Here is a 24,163-nt window from a genome sequence, read left to right as displayed (position 1 = left end):
TTAAGCAAGTGTTTGTTGGAACTGCTATTACTGACTATAATCAAGGTAAAAACTCAATGAGGGAAACTATGACTAAGTCTGAATTGATAGAAAGGCTGTGTGCAGTACAAACGCATCTGTCAGCCAAAGAAATTGAAGATGCCGTAAAAGATGTTCTTGAACACATGTCCAAAACGTTAGAAGACGGAGAGAGAATCGAAATTCGTGGTTTCGGCAGTTTCTCTTTACACTATCGTGAGCCTCGCATTGGACGTAATCCAAAGACTGGCGAAAAAGTAGAGTTAGAGGGAAAATATGTACCTCACTTTAAGCCGGGTAAAGAACTACGTGAGCGGGTTAACCAGAACATTTAGTAATACGACAAGTACACCAGCGGCATGCTTTTTTTTTCAGTATGCCGCTTTTTTGTGTCTCAAAAGTCACTGGATTATTAGATTGAGCATGGTTTGTCAGACGAATTTACTGCATAATCAGCAAGCGAATTGGTGAATATGAACCTAAATAGGATAGGTATTATGAAAATAATAAAAATTATCGTGTTATTGGCCTTATTTCTTATCGCGTTAGCGTTAGGTGCTCAAAATCAAGCGATCGTGACGTTTAATTATCTGCTTGCCCAAGGTGAGTTTCACTTATCAACGTTATTGGGCGGCGTGTTTGTGACCGGTTTTTTAGTGGCTTGGATTTTATTTGGTGGTTTGTATCTTAAAGCGAAGCTTGAGATACGTAAGCTTAATCGTAAAATAGCCAAGCAAGTCGTGCCGCAAACGCCAATCAAGCCAAAAGCTAATCTGGAATAATTAATGTTAGAACTTCTCTTCTTGCTCTTGCCCATTGCTGCCGCTTACGGATGGTATATGGGCAATCGTAGCGCCCAGCAAGACAAGCAGAAGCACTCTCACCAAATCTCCCGCCAATACGTTACGGGGTTAAACTTATTACTTTCTGATCAATCTGATAAAGCCGTTGACCATTTTATTGAACTGCTTCAAGTTGATAATGAAACGATTGATACTCATCTCGCGTTAGGTAATCTGTTTCGTTCCCGTGGTGAAGTCGATCGCGCCATTCGCATCCACCAGAATCTTATTTCCCGATCAGGCTTAACGATTGATCAAAAAAATCTAGCACTGCAACAGCTTGCTAAAGACTATATGGTGGCAGGTTTTCTCGATCGCGCCGAAAAAATATTTGAACAATTGATCGATGAACCTGAGCATCGCGAGTCCGCTTTGCAACAATTAACGGCGATTTACCAACAAACACGCGAATGGCATAAAGCGATTGAGTGTGCACAGGCGTTAGTGAAGTTGGGGCGTAAGCGGATGAAAAATAGTATCGCTCATTTTTGGTGTGAGTTGGCAATGCTAGAGCAATCTGACGGGCAAGATAATAAAGCCATGCAGTTTTTTAAACGTGCATTGCATGAAGATCCTAAATGTGTCCGCGCCAGTATTTCGCTGGGTAAGCTATGTCTCGCGAATCAGCAATATCAGCAGACGATCAGTCATTTAGAGCGTGTCTTAAGCCAAGATATTGACTTCATTGGTGAAGTGTTACCAACCTTGGCTGAATGTTATCATCACCTTGGTCAAGAAGATGCTCTGGTTGAGTTTTTGCGCCAATGTATTGATAACAATGCCGGAGTTTCTGCGGAGTTAATGCTTGCGCAGTTGGTCGCTCAACATGATGGTGTGGCAAGTGCTCAAGAGCTGTTAACTCGTCAATTAGTTAAAAACCCGACCATGAAAGGTTTTTATCGCTTAATTGGTTATCACATCGCAGAAGCGGAAGAAGGCAGAGCGAAAGCCAGCCTTTCTACCTTACAAAAATTGGTTGGAGAACAGCTAAAAGCCAAACCTCACTATCGCTGTCGTCATTGCGGATTCTCGACTCACTCGCTGTATTGGCATTGCCCCTCTTGTAAGGGGTGGGGGACAATTAAGCCGATCCGTGGTTTAGATGGTGAGTAATTCCCTCATGTATGTTTAACCAGAAATAGACCGAGCATCCATCGGTACGTATTGAATGGAACAAAGGTTAAGTATCAAAACGATAGGTCATTATTAGGAGTAAAAATGAACGACCAAAAAGTCATTGTTGCCTTGGATTATGAAAAACGAGCAGAGGCGCTTGCCTTCGTCGATAAGATTGACCCATCGAGCTGTCGATTAAAAGTGGGTAAGGAAATGTTTACCCTATTTGGCCCGGAGTTGATACGTGAATTGCATCGCCGTGACTTCTCTGTCTTTCTTGACTTAAAGTTTCATGATATTCCGAATACTTGTGCGAAAGCGGTTCGCGCTGCAGCAGAGCTTGGCGTATGGATGGTAAATGTCCATGCTAGTGGCGGTGAGCGAATGATGGTGGCCGCTCGTGAAATACTCGAACCTTATGGTAACGAGCGTCCGTTACTGATAGCGGTGACCGTATTAACCAGTATGGAGCAGGTCGATTTGGCAGGGATAGGGATTAACCTTGCGCCAGAGCAGCATGTACTACGTTTAGCGACCTTAACTAAAAATGCTGGCTTAGATGGCGTGGTCTGCTCTGCTCAAGAAGCCTCTGCATTAAAACAGCATTTAGGCTCATCGTTTAAGTTGGTTACACCGGGGATTCGTCCGGTTGGAGCTGATGTTGGTGACCAAAAACGGATTATGACGCCGATTCAAGCCCTAGAAGCGGGCTCGGACTATTTAGTGATTGGACGGCCTATCACTCAAGCTAATCATCCCGCTCAAGTCTTAGCCGAGATTAATGCCTCACTGATGGCTGTTTAGCATTGAGAGTGCGCCAATTAAATTGGCGCACCGCTATGAAATTTAAAATCATCATCTGGGCTCTGGATGAGCTCAGCTTCAATAGCAGCAAAATAGTCGATACGTTGACGGATATCGTTTACTGCAATGTGTTCAGCTAATGCTAGATAATCTTGATAGTGCCGAGCCTCAGAACGCAATAATGAGAGATAGAATCGTCCAATCTCTTCTGGTAAGTGAGGAGCTAACTTAGCAAATCGTTCGCAAGATCGAGCTTCGATAAACGCACCGATGATCAATTTATCAATCAATGCATCCGGTTCGAAGGTTTTAACGTGCTTAAGCATGCCTTTGGCATAGCGACTCGCATTGATTGGCTGATACTCTAACTCTTGGCGTTCAATAATTTCTGCTACTTGATAAAAATGATGCAACTCTTCTTTGATCAATAAAACCATTTTCTCAATCATCGCTTCGCCATAGGCACAGTCACTTCTCGCGTGAATCGATTTCGACAACTGACTGGTTCCTTTGAGAGAAAGCAAATCGCCTTGGCATTGATAAGCAAAACGTTCATAGGGTTGAATTAAGGCTGTCAATTGCTGAGCGGCTTCATCGGTTAGCACATAGCGTTTGAGTAAAAAAATGGCGCTTTGCGCCGCCTTCAGCTCACACAATAAATGATCTCGTAAAATAACGTTTAAATTCTCAGGTCGTTTGGCTTGAACTATCCAAGAGTCGGGCGTCGGGCAGAGTAGGAATTGCTCAATTGGAGCGAGTAATGGTTGAATGGCGGTCTGTATCATGGTCATTAAAAAATATCGGCTTAAGCTATCATTTGGATCAGTAGTGATAGGATGAACTTGACGTGGAGCCCCAATCATACCATTGGTCGATATTCATGGGGAACAATGGTAACGTCCTATACGGTTACTTGTCTCGGGATAAAAGACGGTAAATGATGAATTGTCGTCTGTCTGGCATTTGATGATGGAGGATGGCTATGGGAAAAGTATCGAGTTGTCCCTTTACCACTTTTTCTTCTCACCAAATAATGCTTCCATATCACTGTTGCGCTCTTTGTCTTCCATTTGTTGGACATCAGCAGCACTTTTAGTTTGACGGCGTTGTTCAATGTCATCATGCATGGTTTGCAGTTTTTCTCTTGCTTGAGTCGAATAGCTGTCGTTTTTGGTATTCAGAACATCAATCCCTTTGCGGAGAAGTTGCAGTGCGGTACCTGGTTGTCCACGAACAATCGAATCGTTGGCACGCTTAATCACGTTTTCAATATTAATTCGAATTTGAATGGTTTCAAGCCGAGCGTTTTCTGCGACGAAGGCTTGGGTATCAAAACGACCTTTGTTGTGTTCACTGCGTACCGTATCTCGGAGTCGTTTAACCAGTTTGAGCATGACAATGGCTTGCTTATCGCTACTTGGAACTTTAAACGGCGTACTTTCTCCACCGGGATGGTTTTCTTTTAGGTGTTTAATTTGTGCCTGCATATTTTCGACGCGCTGTGCCAATTGCTTATTTTTGGGATCTAAATCAAGCATGTTTTGCAGAGCATCAAGAATTCGGTTATTTAAACAAACCAGCAAATCTTTACTAAATGGCATATGATGCGCATTACCGATTAAATCTTCAGTAGCATCAATAATGGTTAGATAACGTGCAGATTCTTGTTTCTTGGCCGTTTCTATTTTCAATCGATACTGCAACATAATGTTGTAGCCTAAGATCAAAACCAGAAGCACGACTCCGAGAGCGATAAGTAAACCTATATTCATAAAATCCGTATCTTTTTTAGAGCCCGATAATAAAGGATACACTATCCTACCTGTATCGACATCACCAACAAATAGACAATCTTAATTATTTATGTGTTAAGCATAAAAAAGTGTAACCGAGCCGTCATTTTAGATGAGGATAGGCGATCTATTGGCAGTATAGTACGGTTTTTTGCCAATGGTCTTCTTTCTTCCTCGTTAACTTGACCCTAAAATAGCGCTTTAGTTAGGGGGCATAATGCAGACACTTTTTACTCAGCTCGATAAATTTCTTTCTCAAACCGCGTTGTTTTGGCGTTTTGAGCCCTTTCATCATAGTGTGGATGATACTGATCATTGGCATGGGGTTAACTCTGAACTGGATCGTTGGCTTAACTCGCTCTCTCCACAGCAAATAGCTCAACTGAAACAGCAACCGGATGTTTTGCTTTGCCATCTATCGATATATATTGAAGGACTTGCTGAGATCATTGCCAGCACTCACGATTTTCTTGTAAAACAGCCATTACTCACGGTATTGCCTACTGACGAGAATACGCAAAGGCTGCATTCGCTCTATACGGGTATTCCTGGGCGAAAAATTGAACAAATTAAGCGATTGGGACAACAGTTGATCGCTCGGCATCAAGGTCAATCATGGTTAGAGTGGTGTGCAGGTAAAGGGTATCTGGGGCGTTTTTTAGCCACTTATTCTGATAGTCCAGTGCTCAGTTTTGAATATCAAGAGGCCTTATGTCTACAAGGACAAGCTGAAGCGGATAAGCGCCAATTAGCGATGATGTTTGTGCAAGGCGATGCTTTTAAACCGAGTAGCCAAAAGTTGTTTAAACCCTGTCAACATGCGGTGGCTTTGCACGCTTGTGGTGATTTACATGTGCGCTTAATGCAATACGCTGCGCAAGCTTCGGTGTCTGCAGTGAGTGTTGCGCCTTGTTGTTATCATCTTATCGAAGCGGATCACTATCAACCATTATCGAGTTTAGGTCAGCAGTCTGGGTTGAATCTCACTCGCCAAGAGTTACGTATTCCTGTTCAAGAGACGGTTACTGGAGGTGAGCGAGTGAAACGTCACCGTCAACAAGAGATGAGTTATCGCTTAGGCTGGGATGAGTTACTTAAAGCGGAATTAGGCTTAATAGACTATCAACCGACACCAAGCATTAAAAAATCACAGCTTTCTGAAGGCTTTAAAGCATTTTGTCTTTGGGCAGCAGAACAAAAAGGCTTTTTGTTGGCGTTAGATAAGATTAATTTTGCGAACTATGAACAGCAAGGGTTAGCCCGTTATTGGCGTATGGAAAAATTGAGCCTTGTTCAACAAGGCTTTAGACGCTTATTAGAAATGTGGCTCGTTTGTGATAAGGCACTGTTCTTAGAAGAGCAAGGTTATCAAGTGTCAGTCAGTGAATTTTGTCCGCGAGAGGTAACACCAAGAAACTTGCTCATTCATGCCAAGCAGGCTTCTTTACTGGGGTAAAGCGGTCGTATCAGTCGACACTATCGTTACGTGCAGCCAGTTTTAGCGTCGACTTAAACTCAATGCGTAGATTTTAGCGCCTCTATCGCGTTGATATAAGGTAAATTAAAGCTGTCTGCGACTTCTTTACAAGTTACTTGTCCTTTGAGGATGTTCAGTCCCGCCAATAATCCTTTATCCTCGAGCAACGCTCGTTGATAACCCAGATTGGCAAGTTTTACAATGTAGGGAAGGGTAGCGTTATTGAGAGCAAAAGTGGAGGTTCGTGCTACGGCTCCCGGCATATTCGCGACACAGTAGTGAACCACATCATGCACGACATAACTGGGTTGATCGTGGGTAGTGGGATGAGAAGTCGCGAAGCATCCCCCCTGATCGATAGCGACATCAACGACCACCGATCCGGGTTTCATGCGTTTAATATGTTGTTCATTGACCAATTTTGGGGCGCTGGCTCCAGGGATCAACACCGCACCAATCACTAGATCGGCGTGAATAATTTGTTGTTCAATGACGTCAGCGGTGGAGTAGAGCAGTGTCGCTCGACCTTGGAACTCTTCATCTAATTTGCGTAAGGTTTCTAGATTACGGTCGAGTAGAGTGACATTCGCACGTAAGCCAATGGCGATTCTTGCGGCACTCGCGCCGACTACTCCACCTCCCAATATCAATACGTTGGCCGGCGCGACACCGGGCACGCCGCCGAGGAGAATTCCCATTCCTTTGTGAGATTTTTCCAACATACGAGCTCCGGCTTGAATGGACATTCTGCCAGCCACCTCAGACATTGGTGCTAGTAGTGGTAATCGACCCATACTATCTGTTACAGTTTCATAGGCAATACAGACAGCATTACTCTTGATAAGTGCTTCAGTTTGTGGAAAATCTGGAGCAAGATGCAAATAGGCAAATAAAATTTGCCCTTCTTTGAGCATAGCGCGTTCTGTGGCTTGAGGTTCTTTGACCTTAACGAGCATTTCGGCTTGCGAGTATACGTTTGCTGCATTAGGAACAATGGATGCCCCTGCAGCGATATAATCATCGTCTGAAAAGCCGATACCGGATCCTGCTTCGGTTTCGACAATCACTTGGTGGCCATGTAAAGTGAGCTCTCTTACACTGGCGGGTATCATTCCCACGCGATATTCGTGGTTTTTGATCTCTTTAGGTACACCAATAATCATTCTAACTCCTTACATGAATCATTCATGTTGGGTTTTTGTTGGAATTTTGTGTCGAGTTTATGACTAGTATAGTTGTGCGTATATAAAGTTTGATGCTGAATATGAAGAAGTTGTAATATATTTTTTTGCAAGGAAGTAATAAGGTGGAATAAAAAATGGCAGACAACTATAAAAGGCCCTCCAAGGATCTTGACCGTATTGATCGCAATATCTTAAATGAGTTGCAAAAAGATGGTCGTATTTCGAATGTAGAATTATCCAAACGGGTTGGTCTCTCGCCAACCCCTTGTTTGGAGCGGGTAAGACGACTTGAGCGTCAAGGATACATTACTGGGTATACTGCCCTGTTAAATCCCCAGTATCTTGATGCCTCACTGCTCGTGTTTGTGGAGATTACCCTTAATCGGGGGGCACCAGATGTTTTTGAGCAATTTAATGTTGCTGTGCAAAAACTCGATGACATCCAAGAGTGTCATCTCGTTTCTGGGGATTTCGATTATTTATTGAAAACACGAGTATCCGATATGGGAGCCTACCGTAAACTATTGGGTGATACCTTGTTGCGGTTACCTGGCGTTAACGATACGCGCACCTACGTGGTCATGGAAGAAGTGAAACAAACCAATCAACTGGTGATAAAAACTCGTTAAGCTTGATGATGTGAATAAGAGACTTCTTACCGCATTCTGACGTTGATACATTGGGTTTTTAACCGTGATATGGTTAAATCTACCAACAGTCTGAGCGGCCATCGCCGCTCAGACTGTTTTCTCCTCTCCAATATGGGTTATAGTATTTTTTATACTGGCCATTATCATAGTCAAGTTGGTATATGTTCAAACACAGTAACAATAAAGTTGAAACGATCATCAAAACCTCTGAGCAGTTGCCTCCCTCACGTTTAAATGGCAAGCAGCGTTTAAAAGAGTGTGGGCTTATCTTGGCGGTTCTCTGCTCCGTGTTACTGGCGGTAGCTTTACTGACCTTTCACCCTGCGGATCCTTCTTGGTCACAAACCGCGTGGGGTTCTGACATTCAAAATGCTGGTGGTATCGTTGGCGCTTGGGTTGCTGACACACTCTTTTTTGTTTTTGGCTCGCTGGCTTATCTATTGCCGATTATTTTTACTGTCACGGCATGGATAACGTTACGCCGTCGTGAGGAGCAAGAAAGTATTGATTTGATGCTGTGGGGGACTCGTTTACTTGGCTTAGTTATTTTGATCCTCACCAGTTGTGGGTTAGCTGATATCAATTTTGATGATATTTGGTATTTTTCGTCCGGTGGTGTGATTGGTGATGTTCTCACTAGCTTAGCATTACCGACCCTGAACTTACTTGGTACGACCTTAGTGCTGCTCTTTTTATGGGGAGCGGGGCTAACGTTATTAACCGGAATCTCTTGGTTAACGATTGTCGAGTGGCTCGGCAGTAACGGTATCCGAGGCGGTCAGTGGTTGATTCGCCGTGTCCGTGGTGACAAAGACGAGCTTATCCAGCCACAGAGTGTTGATCTTGAGCCGATGTCTCCCGATGTCGCGCCTGACAATACCTCATCCGTCAATTCGATCTCTGAGCGTATTTTGGAGACGAATAATAAGATTGTTGAACGCCAGTCAACAACGACAGAGCAAGCACCGCGACGCTTCAATATTCATATTCCGGATAACCAAAATACAGAGAAACCGGAGCGGAAAGTCTCGCTTAATGCGACGATAGAAGAGTTAGAACAGCAAGCTCGTCAATACGACGACTTTGCTGAAGAACCGGATTTCACTCCCCCTGTTCAAGAAAATCCTGTTCAGCCAGTCGAATCGATAGGATCGGTGACGCTGAGCGAAGCGAACGTGGATGATGAACCTGTATTTAATCCTCAAATGTTAGAGGAAACGGAATGGGACGATCCCATGACTCAACCTGCGATATCTCGCTTAGATGTTGTTGAAGACGAGTCATCGTCGCCCACATTAAGCCACTCGCCATCATCGGAGCCGAGACTGACTGCTGATCATGAGCAGAATATTGAGATGAGTGATGACGACGATGAGTCATTGCCATTGGACGCTGATGTTCAGGCATTTCAAAGCATGGTGTCTGATGCGCAAGCCAATATGGCGGCGACCCAAAATCCATTTTTGATGCAGCAAAATGTCAATTTGCCCAAACCTGCTGAGCCAATGCCCACTTTAGAGCTGCTGTATCATCCTGAGAAACGTGAAAACTTCATAGATCGCGTAGCGTTAGAAGAGATTGCCCGTTTAGTAGAATCAAAATTGGCTGATTATAAAATTCAAGCTCAAGTGGTGGGGATTTTTCCTGGGCCGGTGATTACGCGTTTTGAATTGGATTTAGCGCCTGGAGTCAAGGTCAGCCGAATATCGAGTTTATCGATGGATTTAGCGCGTTCCTTATCGGCGATGGCGGTACGAGTCGTGGAAGTTATTCCTGGTAAGCCTTATGTTGGCTTAGAGCTACCGAATATGAGTCGACAAACGGTGTACTTGTCGGATGTCGTCAGTAGTGCGCAATTTAAAGAGGCGAAGTCACCAACGACCATGGTTCTTGGGCAAGATATTGCTGGTGAAGCCGTGGTTGTCGATTTATCAAAGATGCCACACGTGTTAGTGGCAGGAACCACAGGTTCCGGTAAATCGGTTGGGGTTAACGTGATGATCCTCAGTATGCTTTACAAATCGACGCCAGAAGATGTGCGATTTATCATGATTGACCCTAAAATGCTCGAATTATCGGTATATGAAGGCATCCCACATTTATTGTCTGAGGTTGTCACCGATATGAAAGATGCGTCCAATGCATTGCGTTGGTGTGTCGGCGAAATGGAGCGTCGTTATAAATTAATGTCAGTATTGGGCGTGCGTAACATCAAAGGGTTTAACGATAAACTCAAAATGGCAGCGGAGGCTGGGCATCCGATTCACGATCCACTTTGGAAAGAAGGGGATAGCATGGATACCGCTCCCCCGCGTTTGGAAAAGCTGCCCTATATTGTTGTCGTCGTCGATGAGTTTGCAGACTTAATGATGGTGGTTGGTAAAAAAGTAGAAGAGTTGATCGCGCGCTTGGCGCAAAAAGCCCGAGCGGCGGGTATACACCTTATTCTTGCTACTCAACGCCCTTCAGTGGATGTGATCACCGGCTTAATTAAAGCAAATATTCCAACTCGCGTGGCGTTTACCGTATCAACCAAAACGGATTCTCGAACTATTCTTGATCAAAGTGGCGCAGAGTCATTACTGGGAATGGGGGATATGCTCTATCTCCCTCCGGGGTCGAGCCATACTATTCGCGTTCATGGAGCGTTTGCGTCTGATGATGATGTCCATGCGGTGGTCAATAACTGGAAAGCTCGCGGTAAGCCTAACTATATCAGTGATATTATCGCCGGTGATCAAGGACCAGAGTCGCTGCTGCCAGGTGAGAAAATGGACGATGATGAGGACATGGACCCGCTATTCGATCAAGTCGTTGAACACGTTGTAGAAACTCGCCGAGGTTCGGTCTCTGGTGTCCAACGTCGGTTTAAAATTGGCTACAATCGTGCGGCAAGAATCGTTGAGCAGCTTGAGGCGCAAGGTATTGTCAGTGCACCAGGCCATAATGGTAATCGTGAAGTGCTAGCGCCTTCCTCTAACCGAGAGTAGCCTTTAAAATTAATCTATACATAAAAAGGCCCTGTGTTCAACAGGGCCTTTTTTCATCATTAAACGCGTAGGTTATTGGCTAGCTGGTTTTATCACTTGATAGCGAGTTGTAACTAAGCAAACTGCGGGGCTTTGATCGGTCAGAAAAGCTTGTTTACCAGCGATACGATCGCTAGTAAGAACCATAGTTTCTTGATTCAGTTTACCTTGAAATGTCCACTTACTGAACGCTTCGTGCCTTGCGTCCGCACAATTGGTTTGTAACAAGTAACTTTCGATCGCCGTTACCTGACATTGGCCCGCGGCATTTTCTACGGCATGAAAAGTGATATGGCTCGCTCTGTCTCGATAATCGGTGACCGTGAAGGCATGAAACAACTGATCATGGCTAATAGGGGTTATCTGCTCTAGCATGCGGTGTGGATTGAGTTTCAGTACCTCTGCCGCAAACTCAGTGAGCATGCTCTCGCAGGGCAGTGCTTGCTGCTCGGCAATAATATCCATTGAGGTTGTGGGTCTTGTCGGAGACTCAGCCATGACACTGCAAGAGATGGTACTGGTGAGTGCAATCAAAGACAGTTTTTTCGCGGAGGTAAGCACTTTTTTCTCCCGAGGTGATTAATGGGCGTGAGTGTGGTTGTTACTCATATCCAGTACCGGTAGCTCAACAGGATAAACATTTTGCGCATCATCGATCAATTCGACAACAACAGTTTGCCCAGCGACGAAGGGCGTTGCAATATCCATAAACATAATATGATAGCCACCTGGAGTAAGATCAAACTGACCACGAGCTGGCACCGTGATGCTCTCGACTTGACGCATCGACATACGGCTATTTTCCATCACCATATGATGTAACTCAGTATGTGTTGCGGCATCGCTACGTGCAGCGACGAAAACAATATCAGAGTCAGACTGGTTGACCAATGAGAGGTATCCGGCACTGACTTTGGTTCCAGGAATGGTGGCTTTCGCTTTAGGCTCTGCAATCGATAAGCCTTTACCGATAGCAATCAGTTGTTCATCTTGTAAAGAATGATGAGCATGATGATGACTAGAGGCGGCATCGCTTTCAGCCGTGAAATGACGAACGATGGTTGCTAATACGAGTAGCAAAATGACGCCAATAAAGAGTTGGACAATACGATTCATGATTAACCTTGTTTAGTTTCTTGGTAGCGTTGTAGTGTGCGTTCGATACGGGCAGCCAGTTCTGTCGGTGTTGTACTGTAGCTCATCGACGTAACAAACTGTCCATTAGGGGCGATAACAAAGAATCGGGAGACATGATCAACGGTGTAGCTCAATGCGGAATTTTGCATATTAACCATGTCATAATAGACACCATATTGGTTTGTGATTTTATTAATGTCTTCTGCAGTACCAGTTGCGCCTTTAATTCTGGGATCAAAATGCTGCGCAAATTGATGCAATGATGTCAGATCATCGCGCGAGGGGTCGACACTGATAAACAAGCCTTGTACCTCATCACCGACTTCGGCTGGTAGCATGCGAAAAGCCGCCGACATGACGCCCATTGACGCCGGACAGACCTCTGCACAGCTCAGATAACCAAAGTAAAGTACCACTACTTTCCCTTGATAATCATCCAAATTAATGTCACCCAGTGCGGTATGAAGACTAAAGTTACCACCGATTTGATTGGGTTGTACTGGTCGCTCCCCGATGGGGACGGTTGAATATTTAACATACAAACTAATAACAATGGCGATCAAAATCGCCCCAGTTATTAAGGTGTATTTAATCGCTTTTGAACTCATGACGATAGGCCTTCTAAACTGAACGTTGGCAGTGCCGCTTGAATATCGTTATGTACTGCTACATGAGCGAAATCAACTGAAATCAATAAGCAGAACAACATGATACAAGCAATAGATAACAACATTAATTGTTTGCCCCACTGCTCGGTCGGCATCTTTTGAAAGCCAACCTTGGCGATATATAACCAATAAAGGCTAATCAATCCCATACCTAAAGCGAACCAACTTCCCGCATATCCATGGTAAGTGAGTGCCCAACATGCCACAGCAAAGGCAATAATATAACCAATGATATGGTAGCGAGCCTTAGCGATACCTTCTTGAATAGGAAGAACAGGAATGTTAGCCGCTTTATAATCATTAAATCGATAAATGGCAATCGCATAAGAGTGGGGGATTTGCCAAATACAGAACGTTAAAAATAAAATGGCGCCACCAATATCAAGTTGATGAGTGACGGCAAAGTAACCAATGACAGGAGGACAAGCACCAGATAAACCACCAATTAAAGTACCATGCACAGAATGGCGTTTATAATAGAGGCTGTAAAAGCCGACATAAACGACAAAACCCAGTACACCGAAGCCAAAGGCAAGTTTTGAGGTGAAAAAATACAAAATGGCAAAGCCAGCAAGCCCAAGTAAGCAAGCTTGCATCAGCGCGTGTGAAACGGGAACGATTTTTTGTACCAGTTCACGGTTACGTGTACGCTGCATTTTTGCATCTATGTCTATGTCAATGTAGTTATTAAAGACACAGCCAGAGGCTACGACCAAACTGGTGCCAAGGCAAACAGCAATAAAAAGTTGCCAGTCAATCTGGCCTTGTGAGGCCAGAAAGAAACCACCCGCCGCGGCAACGAGGTTGCCGCGGATGATGCCTGGTTTAGTAAGTTGTAAATAGTGCTTGAACATCATTACTTCCAGTTAGTGTCCCATCAGCATATTGTGGTTAAGATGCTGCATGATCCACATAGAGCCGACTAAGACGATAGCGACAATTACCACAGAAAAGACGGCGGTAATCACATTCCAAGCTTGCTCTGATGAGGTGTTCATATGTAGAAAGAACACAAGTTGTACTAGGATCTGAGCCACGGCACAGATCAGAATGACCACAACTTTGGTGGTTGGCGAGCCAATGTCTGCCATCACCATCGCAAATGGGATTAACGTCAGGAGTACCGAATACAAGAAACCCAGTAAGTACTCTTTCACGCTACCATGCGCTTGACCACCATGGGTCTGTTCATAAGAGTGTTCCATTACATTACCCCCATTAAGTACACTACGCTGAATACACAGATCCAGATAATATCTAAGAAGTGCCAGAACAAGCTGAGTAGTGCTAAGCGAGTCTTATTCGCTGTGGTGAAACCATCGCGTTTAAAATGGAAGAATAAGACGATCATCCAAATTAAACCGGCAAAGACGTGCAGACCGTGAGTCGCCACCAATGCGTAGAAAGATGACCAATAGGCACTGGTGCTAAGAGTAGCCCCAGCGAGGCTAAGATGATGGAACTCATAGAGCTCCATGATCAAGAAGCCAAAGCCTAACGCGAAAGTAATGCCTAGCCAAGTCGCCATGCCTTTCATATCATGGGCATTTTGCTTTAGCATTGCCATACCGAAGGTTAAGCTACTTAGCAATAGTAAAGCCGTTGTGCCAGCAACAAACCAAAGGTCAAACAGAGCGCTTGGTTCAACCATTCCAGCAAAGCTGTTAGAAAAAACCGCAAAAACAGCGAACAGGGTACCGAACAATAAACAGTCACTTAGGATATAAACCCAAAAGCCAAAGAGATCGTCACCGGCGGTATCATGATGATCATGATCATCATGTAAGTCATTAGTTTGAGTATGTGTGCTCATTATTACTCCTCAATCCTCATACCGTTTGTTTAGAGCCAGAAAGCTCTGGTTGAGAGTTGAAATGCGGGTGGTCTTGATAAACGCGCTCTAGATGCGGAGTTTCAATCGCTTCAACCTCCGATACTGGAACATAGTAATCTTTGTTGCGGTCGAAGCTGTAAGCAATCCACGCCCCAATCATACCAACGAAGCCAACAATCACCATCCACCAGATATGCCAAACAAAAGCAAATCCAAATACCAATGAGAAAGCACTGATTACGACGCCAGCCCAAGTATTTTTTGGCATATGGATCTGTTTGTAACGCTCAGGTTTCACGTATGCCATACCATGTTCTTTACGGTAGTGATGCTCATCACGATCGTGAATTTTTGGCAATGTCGCAAAGTTATAGAATGGTGGTGGTGACGAGGTCGCCCACTCAAGAGTGCGGCCATTCCATGGGTCACCTGTGGTATCTAAGTTATCTTTGCGATCACGGATACTGATGAAGATTTGCCATACTTGCGCAGCCACGCCAAGAGCGACGAGACCAACACCCGCAGCAGCAATCCACAACAGCGGTGCCCATTCTGGGTTTTCTATGCTCGATAAGCGACGAGTCATGCCGTTAAAGCCCAATACATAGACAGGCATAAAGGCAACAAAGAAGCCGACACTCCATAGGACACAAGAGATCTTGCCCCATTTTTCGTTGAGCTTAAAGCCGGTTGCTTTCGGGAACCAGTAGGTTAAACCTGCAAAGTAGCCGAACAGCGCACCACCAATAATCACGTTATGGAAGTGGGCGATAACGAATAAACTATTGTGTAGGACAAAGTTAGCCGCAGGAACGGCCAGCATAACCCCTGTCATACCACCGATAGTGAAGGTGATAAGGAATGAGAAAGTCCACCACATACTGGCTGAGAACTCGACCCGTCCTTTGTACATGGTAAACAGCCAGTTGAATATTTTCACCCCGGTTGGAATGGAAATAATCATGGTCGCAATACCAAAGAAGGCATTGACGCTCGCCCCCGCCCCCATGGTGAAGAAATGGTGTAACCAAACTACGAAAGAGAGCAGCATGATCACAGCGGTAGCAAGAACTAACGATGTATAACCGAAAAGACGTTTGCGTGAGAACGTCGCCACCACTTCTGAGAAAATACCAAATGCAGGTAAAATCAAGATATAAACTTCAGGGTGACCCCAAGCCCAAATCAAGTTTACGTACATCATTGGGTTACCACCCATGTCACTTGTAAAGAAGTGAGTACCGATATAACGGTCAAGGGTGAGTAGGGTAATAGTGACGGTTAGAATCGGGAATGCCACGACAATTAACGCGTTGGCGCAGAGCGATGTCCAAGTAAATACCGGCATCTGCATGAGTTTCATTCCAGGCGCTCGCATGCGCAATATCGTCGCGATGAAGTTAACCCCAGTTAACAAGGTACCTATCCCGGATATCTGCAGCGCCCACAGCCAGTAATCGACCCCGACCCAAGGGTTATATTCACTCCCTGAAAGAGGAGGATAAGCCAACCAACCCGTTGCTGCAAACTCACCGACAAACAATGAGATATTGACAAGAATTGCCCCTGCCACGAATAACCAAAAACTCAAAGAGTTAAGGAAAGGGAAGGCGACATCTCGAGCCCCGATTTGCAGCGGAACAATGATATTCATTAAGCCGACGATAAAGGGCATCGCAACAAAGAAAATCATGATCACGCCGTGAGCGGTAAAGACTTGGTCGTAATGTTCTGGTGGAAGGTATCCAAGACCGACGCTCTCTGCAGCTTGATGCGAACGCATCATGACAGCATCAGCAAATCCACGAAACATCATCACACCTGCGACGATGATGTACATCAGACCTATCTTCTTATGGTCGACAGAGGTAAACCATTCGTGCCATAAGTAAGCCCATTTTTTTGCGTAAGTGATATAACCGAGCAGTGCTAAACCGCCGAGAACCACCGCAAGCATGACGGGTAAAATAACCGGGTCATGATACGGGATAACGTCCCAGTTCAGTTTACCGAAGACTGCATTCGGCTCGGCATGAACATCGCCTTTATAAGCCATTTTGGACTCCTGAATATTTCTCAATGATGTCTTTAAATTGCAGTGGATTAACCGTAGAGAAGTAGGTAATCGGGTGCTGAGTTCGAATTTGCTCGTGGGAATTATCCACTAGCGCTTGATAGCTATAGTCATCAAGCACGTTGCCTGAACTTTTTACTTGGTTAACCCATTGCTCAAATTGCTCATCAGTGACGGCATGAGCTTTAAAATGCATATTGGAAAAACCTAATCCACTGTAGTTCGCTGACATGCCACGATAAACACCTTGTTCAGAAGCCATTAAACTCAAACGGTTTTCCATCCCTGCCATCGCATAGATTTGACTACCTAATTGAGGGATAAAGAAAGAGTTCATTGTTGTATCTGAAGTCACCAGAAATTGCACTGGGCGATCAACGGGAAATGAAATTTCGTTGATGGTGGCGATTCCTTTCTCTGGGTAGATGAATAGCCATTTCCAGTTCATCGCGACGACCTGAATAGTCAACGGTGGCTTATCTGACTCTATTGCTTGCCTCGGATCGAGTGAAAAAGCAGTAAGATAAGTGATGCGGCCCAACGCGAGAATAATCAAACATGGAATCGCCCAAACGACGATTTCAATCTTCGTTGAGTGTTCCCACTTGGGTTTGTACTCAGCCTTAGTGTTGCTATGACGGTACTTGTAAGGAAAGTAAATCGCCATGAACAAGACCGGGATAATGATAATTGCCATGAGTAGCACGGAGGTAATGATCAGTGATTTTTGCGCTTCACCAATCGGTCCTTTGGGATCAAACAACACCATATCAGTGCTGAAGATAGCGCCAATAAGACCTAAAACCGCAACCCCTAACAATATCAAAGTAACTTTAATGTTACTTTTGGTTTTCATTTTTCCTCCCAGGAAACCATAGAGTCTTATGTAATGGATAAATAAACGTCAAAACTAAGTCAGTGATGAGGGATTATCTATCAACTAGTTTGCTTCGGCACATTATTCTAAAGAAAACAAAGCAGTCTGCAACACATTATACACGTATGTTACAACTAAGTAGCCATTTGGCATTCTACGTCACAACAAAGCTACCGAGTTCACTGCAGTTTTTCATTTTGTCAACAAAGAAAAGTGCTAAAACGATTAATTCGCTGTCAGTTAAGCTCGTTTACGGATAATGAGAGTGGTTCGATCATTGGCATATTTATATTTGTTTTTCGCATTGACATGGCGCGCTATTTTTATGACTGCTAGAGGAAGGTTTGCCATGACCAATTCGGCAAGTCGACCGTAACAGGCCCAATGATGGTGAGGCTTGATTGACGATAAGCTAAATCATGTCAAGGCGAAAGCAAGATTATTTTCAGACCGAGAGAAGGGATCTATTATTTAACCTCTAACGATATCATGCACACATAAGTAATATCATTCTCGTCTCCGCCATTCATCATTTTATCTATGCCTATGCCCACATGTTTTATCAAGCTAATAACATTCTTGGGTTTAATTAATTTTTTCAGTAAAAAAATTAACATTAAAAATCATGCCAGTAATTAATTTCGTATCCAAATTAATTTAATAAGCGTGACGAAACGGAAATAATTCGTAATTTATTAATTGGGAACGGTTTTCATTGTGATCAGATTCATGGTTTCTATCTATTTGGTGAATGTACACTCAGCTCGTCAGCGGCACGAAGGGATTCTCATGCACAGTGGTCACTGACCTCGGACTTCAAAACGATAACCACATGAAAACGATGTACCCCCTAATCGCACACTTGGGGTCTGGGTAAAGCTAAGGACAGCACTAAACTAATAAAATCAACACAATGACCTTAAGGTCAATGGAGATAATAATGAAATTTAATACCTTTGGTAAACTTTCGCTTGCTTCTGTTTTGGTCTCTGCTGCACTGGCTGCGAATGCAGGGATCAGCGTTGAAAATGAACAGGGTTTATTTACGATTGGCGGTGATGTTGAGTATGATCTTAACTTCGTCGATAAAGATAGAAACAATCAAGGTACTCAAGACTTTAGTCAAAGTGGCCGTATTTTGGTGCAGATCGCAGCAGAACGTGAAGTCGCGAATGATCACTATTTAAGAGTTCAAGTTCAGCCGCTACTAAAATCCAGCGGTGATGTGGATCTGGATGATGCTTTCTTCGCTATTGGTCGTCAAGCCGATTGGGAATTAAAAATTGGTCGCTTTGAAGGCTTTGATATGTTCCCTGTTGGCCAAGATACGATGCTCGATTTTGCTGCTGATGCTGAACCTTACCGTATGAAAGACGCTCGTGGCCGTGGTGACTATGGTCAAGTGAGCTATGCAAAATCGATCGATAGTCTCTATTTTGAATTAGGCTCGCTGTTTAAGCAAAATGATGGCGCTGACAAAAACGCAGTTTTTGTTCGCCCTGTGGTCGCTTTCCAAGCTACAGATAACTTACGTTTTGCTGCAGCATTAGAAGCAAACTTAACGGCAGATAAAGCCGATGCGGCTAATGATTATCTTGGTTACGGTGCAACGGTTAACTACTCAGTACAAGACTTTAGTCTGGATTTGAGTTACGCCTACCGTGATTTTGATGTCACTGGTACCAAAGAAGATACTTCCATTGGTGCAGTGATTCAGTATAAGCGCTTTGGTTTAGGCCATATCTATTCACAAGCAGACACTGGCAGCAAAGAGAAAATGAATACGACTTGGGCATCTTATGAAATTGCTAACGTAATGGATGTACAAGATTTCTCTATCTACTTGGGTTCTTACTTCTCGAAAGTTGACAACGCTGCCGATGATCAAGATGTAGGGGTTCGCGTTCGTTTCAAATATTTCTTCTAAGTATTAATCGCACTGCTGATTTTGCCCACCTGATGGTGGGCATTTTTATTATTTCTGTTTTACAAACTGTACGGCCACCATCACGCTCAGCGCGAGTAAATTACCTGCAAAAATTACCACCAACCATTGCGGCATCGATAGATTGAATAATTGCCAAGAGATTTGGCTACAATCGCCATACGCTTCAAACATCCACGGCATCCATTGATTAAGTGGTGCCCAACTCGGAAAAGTAACAAACAGATCGCAAGTATTAAATGGAGATGGGTTCAGTTGATAATCGACATGTTGGAGTGAAAGGCTTAGGCCTTGATAAGCGCTGTAACCCCAACCGGCAAAACCAAGCCATCGCAACAGAGCGCGTTGGGGGTTAATTAAGCCGATACCTGCGGCACCGACAATGCCGAGCATAGCGATACGTTCATAAACACACATCACGCAGGGAGCAAGCAGCATGACATGCTGGAAGTAAAGTGCGCAAAGTTCAAAAAAAATCACTAAGCCAAGCAGTAAAGCCCATGATAGACGAGAGCGGGAAAAGCGTTGAAGTTGAAAGATAAAGTTCACATGACTGTCCTTGCTAAATTAACATGACGACGAAATAGTCATTTCGTCGTCGATTAGAGCTTTTTAGCTTGGATTGGTTTCTTATTCAATACAATTTTTAATGGCTGCTGAGCATGGCTCCCGCTTTGAGGCTATGATGGGTTATCCAGCCAAGATCATAAAAATACCCAGTCATCGGTTCTAGGAAGACGATCACACCGACTAATCCCACTAAGGTCATGACAATGGTATAGGGTAGCGCCATAAACACCATGCGCCCATACGACAAGCGAATTAATGGCGCTAGCGCTGAAGTGAGTAAAAATAAGAAAGCGGCTTGGCCATTAGGCGTTGCTACAGAGGGGAGGTTGGTCCCGGTATTTATTGCCACTGCAAGAAGATCGAATTGATCTCTTGAGATAATGCCGTGTGTTAACGCCGCTTGAACCTCGCTAATGTAGACCGTACCGACAAATACGTTGTCAGAAACCATCGATAGCAAGCCATTAGCAACATAAAACAGAGCCAGTTGACTGCCCTTATCATCAATATGCAGCACCGCATCGATAATAGGTGTAAACAGTTGTTGATCGATGATCACGGCGACAATCGAGAAAAAAACCGCCAGTAACGCGGTAAAGGGCAGCGCTTCTTCAAAAGCTTTACCCATCGCATGTTCTTCAACGATGCCAGAAAAGCTGGTGGCGAGAATGATCACTGATAAACCGATCAGACCAACCGCAGCAAGGTGTAAAGCTAAGCCTATAATCAGCCAAACGGCAATCAAGGCCTGAACCCAAAGTTTGGCAATATCTTGTTTTGTTCGGTTGCGGCGAGCTTGGCTATCAAAGTCCATGAGTATTTGTCGTACATTGATAGGCAGTGGAGCGCCATAACCAAATATCTGAAATTTTTCTATCACCACACAAGTTAAAATACCGCAAAGCAACACAGGAATAGTAATGGGGGCCATACGGATGAAAAATTCACCAAAAAGCCAACCCGCGTGATCGGCAATGATAAGATTCTGCGGCTCACCAACCATGGTCATCACGCCCCCTAAAGCGGTACCGACACCTGCGTGCATTAATAGTGAGCGTAGAAAAGCGCGATAGTCTTCTAAGTCATTACGAGTCAGTTCAGAGATTTGCTCATCGTGAGTATGATCGTGCGTAGCGAGAATGGGCTGCCCAGAAGCCACTTTATGATAAATGGCATAGAATCCGACTGCGACACTGATGATCACGGCGATGACGGTTAACGCATCAAGGAAAGCGGAAAGGAATGCGGCAGTCAGACAAAAGGCGACAGATAACAGTATTTTGGAGCGGATGCCGAGTAAGATTTTGGTGAAAATGAACAGGAGCAAGTTCTTCATAAAGTAGATCCCTGCGACCATAAACATCAATAAAAGTAGAACTTCAATGTTGGCGACTAACTCGTGTTTGACCTGTTCTGGACTGGTCATGCCTATCGCAATCGCTTCAATCGCCAGTAATCCACCGGGCTGGAGAGGATAACACTTCAGCGCCATAGCTAAAGTGAAAATGAATTCCGCGACTAACAACCATCCGGCAACAAAAGGATCGATGAAAAAGAAGACGATAGGATTGATAATAAGGAAGGTAATAATGGCAACTTTGTACCAATCAGGCGCTTTGCCTAAAAAGTTTTTAATAAAGGCACTTCCGAGTGACATCGGCATGGTTATTTCTCTCAGTTAGTTAGCGACCTTGATGACATGAGATGAGCCGCAGCTCTGCTACTGGCTTCCTCAGTCGTTGAGGATAGAGATGGATAAGAGTAGAGGATGAGGATTGGAGAGTAAATATAGTAGCACGGCTTTTAACGCTTTGTTTTTGGTAAGTTACATTGAAAAAATCGTAGTTATATGACGAGACTAATAAAACCTTGTCAAAAAATAGAGTAATTACTCCAACAAAAAGCTCACATAACTTTACTGAGGGTTTGTTTCCGCTGAATGACAACTGGTGGTATGATGAGTACTATTCGACGCAAATCAACAGACACTGGATAAGTAGTTAATGGTTATCAAGGCAAAAAGCCCAGCGGGTTTTGCAGAAAAATACATCATCGAAAGCATTTGGAATGGCCGCTTTGCTCCTGGGTCAATTTTACCCGCAGAACGTGAATTATCAGAACTTATCGGCGTTACTCGAACCACTTTACGTGAAGTATTACAGCGTCTGGCTCGTGATGGATGGTTAACCATTCAACATGGCAAGCCGACCAAAGTGAATCAATTTATGGAAACCTCAGGTTTGCATATATTAGACACCTTGATGACATTGGATGCCGAAAATGCCACCAGTATCGTTGAGGATCTGTTAGCGGCACGGACTAATATCAGCCCAATCTTTATGCGTTACGCATTTAAAAACAATCAAGAGAGCTCGGCAAGAACCATCAGTAATGTGATTGAGTGCAGTGAAGCACTGCTGAATGCTGAAAGTTGGGATGCGTTTATCGCTTCTTCACCTTATGCCGAAAAAATCAAACAGCATATCAAAGAAGATGGTGAGAAAGATGAAGAAAAACGTCAAGATGCCCTGATCGCTAAAACGTTCAACTTCTATGATTACATGCTTTTTCAACGTTTAGCTTTCCACTCGGGCAACCAAATTTATGGCTTGATCTTTAATGGGGTTAAGAAGCTCTATGACCGTGTTGGTAGCTACTATTTTTCTAATCCTGAGGCTCGTCAACTGGCCCTTGCGTTTTATCGTCAGTTGCTGGATGTGTGTCAGACCGAAAATTTTGAGCAATTGCCTCATGTGATCCGCCACTATGGTATTGCTAGTGCGCAGATTTGGAATCAAATGAAGATGACGTTGCCATCGAACTTTACCGAGGATGATCACTAGCTATTAGCTATCCTTTTCCTCGTTCAATCGTTCATGACGCGCTATTGAACGAGGAATGCTTATCTTGCTGAGCGCTGATGAACCTGATGGTTCACTGGAATCTCACGCTTGTTGGTCGTAAAGATTATACCGCCTCTCCACCTCCTGCTGCTTTAAACCAATGAGTAAGATGAGTTTTCAGATCTTTTAACTCATCGGGTCCAATCAGGGCCAAGCCTAGATCCTCTGCTCGAGTTATATCATTGTGGCGGAGTGGACGAAAACTCACCAACATTGCTCTCGCTTGTAAGCCACCAAGTAAATCACGCAAAGATTCAAGCTTATAGAGGGTGTCATCGCCATCGTCGCGCATGCCTTTCGTCTTGCATTCAATGATGTGCAGTTTGTTGTTGACTACGGTGGCGACGTCCAGCTCATTACGAACCTCTCGCTCACCAAGCTGACGATAGACTTGTACATTAAGAGAGCAGTCTTGAATGGTCGGTAGATCGTGTTGGATCTGTTTTACTGTACTGTGGACTAAGGTTTCTAACCATTCGCCATTGGCAAAGCGGCGTGCATCTTCATTGACAAAGGTCAGTATCCCTTGTTGATAAGTGGCAATTCCACTGTCAACCAAATCATCGAGCAATAAATTTAACTCTCGATAGCCTTGCTGCTTTTCTGATAATTCAACCTCTAAACGTTGCTCTTTTCGGCACGTGGTCGCCAGATAGTTGAGCGTAGCCAGACCGGGACCGAGTTCCAGTGCGTGACTTGCCCAACGCTGTCCTAGAGCGTGGAGTTTGAGATCGAGCTGAGGCGATAAATGGTATTCACTGAACTCACCCCGAGCGCCAAAGATAGTCAGATAATCGGCAATGGTGATGTTATCTTGCAGTTGTGTGTCGCCAGCATCCTCTGGATAGAGCCAGCAAAGTCTGTCGCTGCTGGGTTCAACGACAAAAATAGGCCAATGATGAGTACGAAATACCTCATACACACTCAGTAAACGATGACGAAGGCCACAGCTGGCATTCAATTTCACCTCTTCTTTACGATTTTTGAGTTTTTCTGCCAGTTGTCGAATTGCGGCTTTTATTTTGGCTATCTCAGCGCCAGCAGGGATTTCAAAAAACTCTGATGTGATCTTACGCCGATCCAGAACGGTACTTAAGCGAGAAAACAGACTGCGCTGAGAGTCGTCACCAATAAACACAATGTGCCGACTGATGGTCCGATTGTCGAGTAGGGGGGTGACTAAACGCACGGGGTCTTGGTCAATAATGCCAACATGAACGGCCATAGATAATCCTCATGTGT

At 44.3% G+C, this 24,163-nt stretch carries 23 protein-coding genes; 9 read left to right on the top strand and 14 right to left on the bottom strand.

Annotated features, from left to right (window positions below; translation table 11 throughout):
* Nucleotides 1–68: 68 nt before the first annotated feature.
* The 4 genes from ihfB to pyrF all read left to right on the top strand — a co-directional run bounded on the left by ihfB (nucleotide 69) and on the right by pyrF (nucleotide 2,780).
* On the top strand, nucleotides 69–353 hold the full coding sequence (ihfB, locus tag FKN88_RS11265; RefSeq protein WP_004395638.1) for an integration host factor subunit beta: 285 nt from the start codon (nucleotides 69–71) through the stop codon (nucleotides 351–353).
* Nucleotides 354–515: 162 nt separating this feature from the next.
* Nucleotides 516–800, top strand: coding sequence for a LapA family protein (locus FKN88_RS11260; protein ID WP_004395637.1), 285 nt, complete (start codon nucleotides 516–518; stop codon nucleotides 798–800).
* A gap of 3 nt (nucleotides 801–803) precedes the next feature.
* Nucleotides 804–1,973: a lipopolysaccharide assembly protein LapB gene (gene lapB / locus FKN88_RS11255; RefSeq protein ID WP_004395636.1), complete on the top strand. Its 1,170-nt coding sequence runs from the start codon at nucleotides 804–806 to the stop codon at nucleotides 1,971–1,973.
* Nucleotides 1,974–2,078: 105 nt separating this feature from the next.
* Nucleotides 2,079–2,780, top strand: coding sequence for an orotidine-5'-phosphate decarboxylase (gene pyrF, locus FKN88_RS11250; protein WP_154168630.1), 702 nt, complete (start codon nucleotides 2,079–2,081; stop codon nucleotides 2,778–2,780).
* 17 nt (nucleotides 2,781–2,797) lie between these two features.
* Here pyrF and FKN88_RS11245 read toward each other — a convergent pair whose 3' ends face one another.
* Together FKN88_RS11245 and FKN88_RS11240 are read right to left on the bottom strand one after the other, a co-directional pair.
* The gene (locus tag FKN88_RS11245) at nucleotides 2,798–3,571 is read right to left on the bottom strand and encodes a tRNA isopentenyl-2-thiomethyl-A-37 hydroxylase MiaE (RefSeq protein WP_199244803.1); all 774 of its coding nucleotides are present in this window, start codon (nucleotides 3,569–3,571) and stop codon (nucleotides 2,798–2,800) included.
* Between the two features lie 216 nt (nucleotides 3,572–3,787).
* The gene (locus FKN88_RS11240) at nucleotides 3,788–4,552 is read right to left on the bottom strand and encodes a hypothetical protein (RefSeq protein ID WP_040904878.1); all 765 of its coding nucleotides are present in this window, start codon (nucleotides 4,550–4,552) and stop codon (nucleotides 3,788–3,790) included.
* Between the two features lie 238 nt (nucleotides 4,553–4,790).
* Between FKN88_RS11240 and FKN88_RS11235 the strand changes: the two genes are divergently transcribed.
* On the top strand, nucleotides 4,791–6,029 hold the full coding sequence (locus FKN88_RS11235) for a methyltransferase (protein ID WP_154168628.1): 1,239 nt from the start codon (nucleotides 4,791–4,793) through the stop codon (nucleotides 6,027–6,029).
* A gap of 59 nt (nucleotides 6,030–6,088) precedes the next feature.
* On the opposite strand, the gene ald is transcribed toward FKN88_RS11235, so the two are convergent.
* Nucleotides 6,089–7,213 carry an alanine dehydrogenase gene (gene ald, locus FKN88_RS11230; protein ID WP_170904664.1) on the bottom strand — a complete coding sequence of 375 codons (1,125 nt, stop codon included), beginning with the start codon at nucleotides 7,211–7,213 and terminating at the stop codon, nucleotides 6,089–6,091.
* Nucleotides 7,214–7,368: 155 nt separating this feature from the next.
* Here ald and lrp point away from each other — a divergent pair, with 155 nt between their 5' ends.
* The gene (lrp, locus tag FKN88_RS11225; RefSeq protein WP_115152709.1) at nucleotides 7,369–7,863 is read left to right on the top strand and encodes a leucine-responsive transcriptional regulator Lrp; all 495 of its coding nucleotides are present in this window, start codon (nucleotides 7,369–7,371) and stop codon (nucleotides 7,861–7,863) included.
* Between the two features lie 182 nt (nucleotides 7,864–8,045).
* Entirely contained in the window at nucleotides 8,046–10,874 is a 2,829-nt protein-coding gene (locus FKN88_RS11220; RefSeq protein WP_187985574.1) for a DNA translocase FtsK, read from the top strand.
* 72 nt (nucleotides 10,875–10,946) lie between these two features.
* On the opposite strand, the gene FKN88_RS11215 is transcribed toward FKN88_RS11220, so the two are convergent.
* Genes FKN88_RS11215 through cyoA form a run of 8 tightly spaced genes read right to left on the bottom strand, consistent with a single transcriptional unit; the run spans nucleotide 10,947 to nucleotide 17,482 of the window.
* Nucleotides 10,947–11,474: a hypothetical protein gene (locus FKN88_RS11215; RefSeq protein ID WP_233268198.1), complete on the bottom strand. Its 528-nt coding sequence runs from the start codon at nucleotides 11,472–11,474 to the stop codon at nucleotides 10,947–10,949.
* An 18-nt stretch (nucleotides 11,475–11,492) separates the two neighbouring features.
* Nucleotides 11,493–12,029, bottom strand: a complete 537-nt coding sequence (locus FKN88_RS11210) for a copper chaperone PCu(A)C (protein WP_154168626.1) — start codon at nucleotides 12,027–12,029, stop codon at nucleotides 11,493–11,495.
* Nucleotides 12,030–12,031: 2 nt separating this feature from the next.
* Complete coding sequence (locus FKN88_RS11205) at nucleotides 12,032–12,658, bottom strand: SCO family protein (protein ID WP_004395626.1); 627 nt, start codon at nucleotides 12,656–12,658, stop codon at nucleotides 12,032–12,034.
* Nucleotides 12,655–13,575 (bottom strand): heme o synthase, encoded by a 921-nt coding sequence (gene cyoE / locus FKN88_RS11200; RefSeq protein ID WP_199244801.1) that lies wholly within the window; start codon nucleotides 13,573–13,575, stop codon nucleotides 12,655–12,657. The genes FKN88_RS11205 and cyoE overlap by 4 nt, the downstream gene beginning before the upstream one ends.
* Nucleotides 13,576–13,584: 9 nt before the next feature.
* On the bottom strand, nucleotides 13,585–13,923 hold the full coding sequence (gene cyoD, locus FKN88_RS11195) for a cytochrome o ubiquinol oxidase subunit IV (RefSeq protein ID WP_004395624.1): 339 nt from the start codon (nucleotides 13,921–13,923) through the stop codon (nucleotides 13,585–13,587).
* Nucleotides 13,923–14,531: a cytochrome o ubiquinol oxidase subunit III gene (gene cyoC, locus FKN88_RS11190; protein WP_154168624.1), complete on the bottom strand. Its 609-nt coding sequence runs from the start codon at nucleotides 14,529–14,531 to the stop codon at nucleotides 13,923–13,925. The genes cyoD and cyoC overlap by 1 nt, the downstream gene beginning before the upstream one ends.
* 16 nt (nucleotides 14,532–14,547) lie before the next feature.
* Nucleotides 14,548–16,608, bottom strand: a complete 2,061-nt coding sequence (cyoB, locus tag FKN88_RS11185; protein WP_115152710.1) for a cytochrome o ubiquinol oxidase subunit I — start codon at nucleotides 16,606–16,608, stop codon at nucleotides 14,548–14,550.
* Entirely contained in the window at nucleotides 16,598–17,482 is an 885-nt protein-coding gene (gene cyoA, locus FKN88_RS11180) for a ubiquinol oxidase subunit II (RefSeq protein WP_154168622.1), read from the bottom strand. The genes cyoB and cyoA overlap by 11 nt, the downstream gene beginning before the upstream one ends.
* Before the next feature lie 961 nt (nucleotides 17,483–18,443).
* On the opposite strand from cyoA, the gene FKN88_RS11175 reads away from it, so the two are divergent.
* Nucleotides 18,444–19,430: a carbohydrate porin gene (locus FKN88_RS11175; RefSeq protein ID WP_072668557.1), complete on the top strand. Its 987-nt coding sequence runs from the start codon at nucleotides 18,444–18,446 to the stop codon at nucleotides 19,428–19,430.
* A gap of 48 nt (nucleotides 19,431–19,478) precedes the next feature.
* Here FKN88_RS11175 and dsbB read toward each other — a convergent pair whose 3' ends face one another.
* Complete coding sequence (dsbB, locus tag FKN88_RS11170; RefSeq protein WP_158138161.1) at nucleotides 19,479–19,997, bottom strand: disulfide bond formation protein DsbB; 519 nt, start codon at nucleotides 19,995–19,997, stop codon at nucleotides 19,479–19,481.
* Between the two features lie 97 nt (nucleotides 19,998–20,094).
* Nucleotides 20,095–21,681: a Na(+)/H(+) antiporter NhaB gene (gene nhaB / locus FKN88_RS11165; RefSeq protein WP_158144075.1), complete on the bottom strand. Its 1,587-nt coding sequence runs from the start codon at nucleotides 21,679–21,681 to the stop codon at nucleotides 20,095–20,097.
* Between the two features lie 340 nt (nucleotides 21,682–22,021).
* On the opposite strand from nhaB, the gene fadR reads away from it, so the two are divergent.
* Entirely contained in the window at nucleotides 22,022–22,861 is an 840-nt protein-coding gene (fadR, locus tag FKN88_RS11160) for a fatty acid metabolism transcriptional regulator FadR (protein WP_154168618.1), read from the top strand.
* Nucleotides 22,862–22,985: 124 nt separating this feature from the next.
* Here the strand turns inward: fadR and FKN88_RS11155 are convergent, their stop codons facing one another.
* Nucleotides 22,986–24,146 carry a DUF1887 family protein gene (locus tag FKN88_RS11155; protein WP_154168616.1) on the bottom strand — a complete coding sequence of 387 codons (1,161 nt, stop codon included), beginning with the start codon at nucleotides 24,144–24,146 and terminating at the stop codon, nucleotides 22,986–22,988.
* Between the last annotated feature and the right edge of the window lie 17 nt (nucleotides 24,147–24,163).

Origin of the sequence: Vibrio sp. 2017_1457_13 (assembly GCF_030851525.1) — a bacterium.
GTDB lineage: Bacteria > Pseudomonadota > Gammaproteobacteria > Enterobacterales > Vibrionaceae > Vibrio > Vibrio metschnikovii.
The sequence above is the reverse complement of the archived record's forward strand: the minus strand, read 5'-3'. Positions and strand labels throughout refer to the sequence as shown.

Excerpts from the sequence above, each read along its gene's own strand:
- ihfB (WP_004395638.1), top strand. The coding sequence starts at position 69 with ATGACTAAGTCTGAATTGATAGAAAGGCTGTGTGCAGTACAAACGCAT.
- FKN88_RS11260 (WP_004395637.1), top strand. The coding sequence starts at position 516 with ATGAAAATAATAAAAATTATCGTGTTATTGGCCTTATTTCTTATCGCG.
- lapB (WP_004395636.1), top strand. The coding sequence starts at position 804 with ATGTTAGAACTTCTCTTCTTGCTCTTGCCCATTGCTGCCGCTTACGGA.
- pyrF (WP_154168630.1), top strand. The coding sequence starts at position 2,079 with ATGAACGACCAAAAAGTCATTGTTGCCTTGGATTATGAAAAACGAGCA.
- FKN88_RS11245 (WP_199244803.1), bottom strand. The coding sequence starts at position 3,571 with ATGACCATGATACAGACCGCCATTCAACCATTACTCGCTCCAATTGAG.
- FKN88_RS11240 (WP_040904878.1), bottom strand. The coding sequence starts at position 4,552 with ATGAATATAGGTTTACTTATCGCTCTCGGAGTCGTGCTTCTGGTTTTG.
- FKN88_RS11235 (WP_154168628.1), top strand. The coding sequence starts at position 4,791 with ATGCAGACACTTTTTACTCAGCTCGATAAATTTCTTTCTCAAACCGCG.
- ald (WP_170904664.1), bottom strand. The coding sequence starts at position 7,213 with ATGATTATTGGTGTACCTAAAGAGATCAAAAACCACGAATATCGCGTG.
- lrp (WP_115152709.1), top strand. The coding sequence starts at position 7,369 with ATGGCAGACAACTATAAAAGGCCCTCCAAGGATCTTGACCGTATTGAT.
- FKN88_RS11220 (WP_187985574.1), top strand. The coding sequence starts at position 8,046 with ATGTTCAAACACAGTAACAATAAAGTTGAAACGATCATCAAAACCTCT.
- FKN88_RS11210 (WP_154168626.1), bottom strand. The coding sequence starts at position 12,029 with ATGAATCGTATTGTCCAACTCTTTATTGGCGTCATTTTGCTACTCGTA.
- FKN88_RS11205 (WP_004395626.1), bottom strand. The coding sequence starts at position 12,658 with ATGAGTTCAAAAGCGATTAAATACACCTTAATAACTGGGGCGATTTTG.
- cyoE (WP_199244801.1), bottom strand. The coding sequence starts at position 13,575 with ATGATGTTCAAGCACTATTTACAACTTACTAAACCAGGCATCATCCGC.
- cyoD (WP_004395624.1), bottom strand. The coding sequence starts at position 13,923 with ATGGAACACTCTTATGAACAGACCCATGGTGGTCAAGCGCATGGTAGC.
- cyoC (WP_154168624.1), bottom strand. The coding sequence starts at position 14,531 with ATGAGCACACATACTCAAACTAATGACTTACATGATGATCATGATCAT.
- cyoB (WP_115152710.1), bottom strand. The coding sequence starts at position 16,608 with ATGGCTTATAAAGGCGATGTTCATGCCGAGCCGAATGCAGTCTTCGGT.
- cyoA (WP_154168622.1), bottom strand. The coding sequence starts at position 17,482 with ATGAAAACCAAAAGTAACATTAAAGTTACTTTGATATTGTTAGGGGTT.
- FKN88_RS11175 (WP_072668557.1), top strand. The coding sequence starts at position 18,444 with ATGAAATTTAATACCTTTGGTAAACTTTCGCTTGCTTCTGTTTTGGTC.
- nhaB (WP_158144075.1), bottom strand. The coding sequence starts at position 21,681 with ATGCCGATGTCACTCGGAAGTGCCTTTATTAAAAACTTTTTAGGCAAA.
- fadR (WP_154168618.1), top strand. The coding sequence starts at position 22,022 with ATGGTTATCAAGGCAAAAAGCCCAGCGGGTTTTGCAGAAAAATACATC.
- FKN88_RS11155 (WP_154168616.1), bottom strand. The coding sequence starts at position 24,146 with ATGGCCGTTCATGTTGGCATTATTGACCAAGACCCCGTGCGTTTAGTC.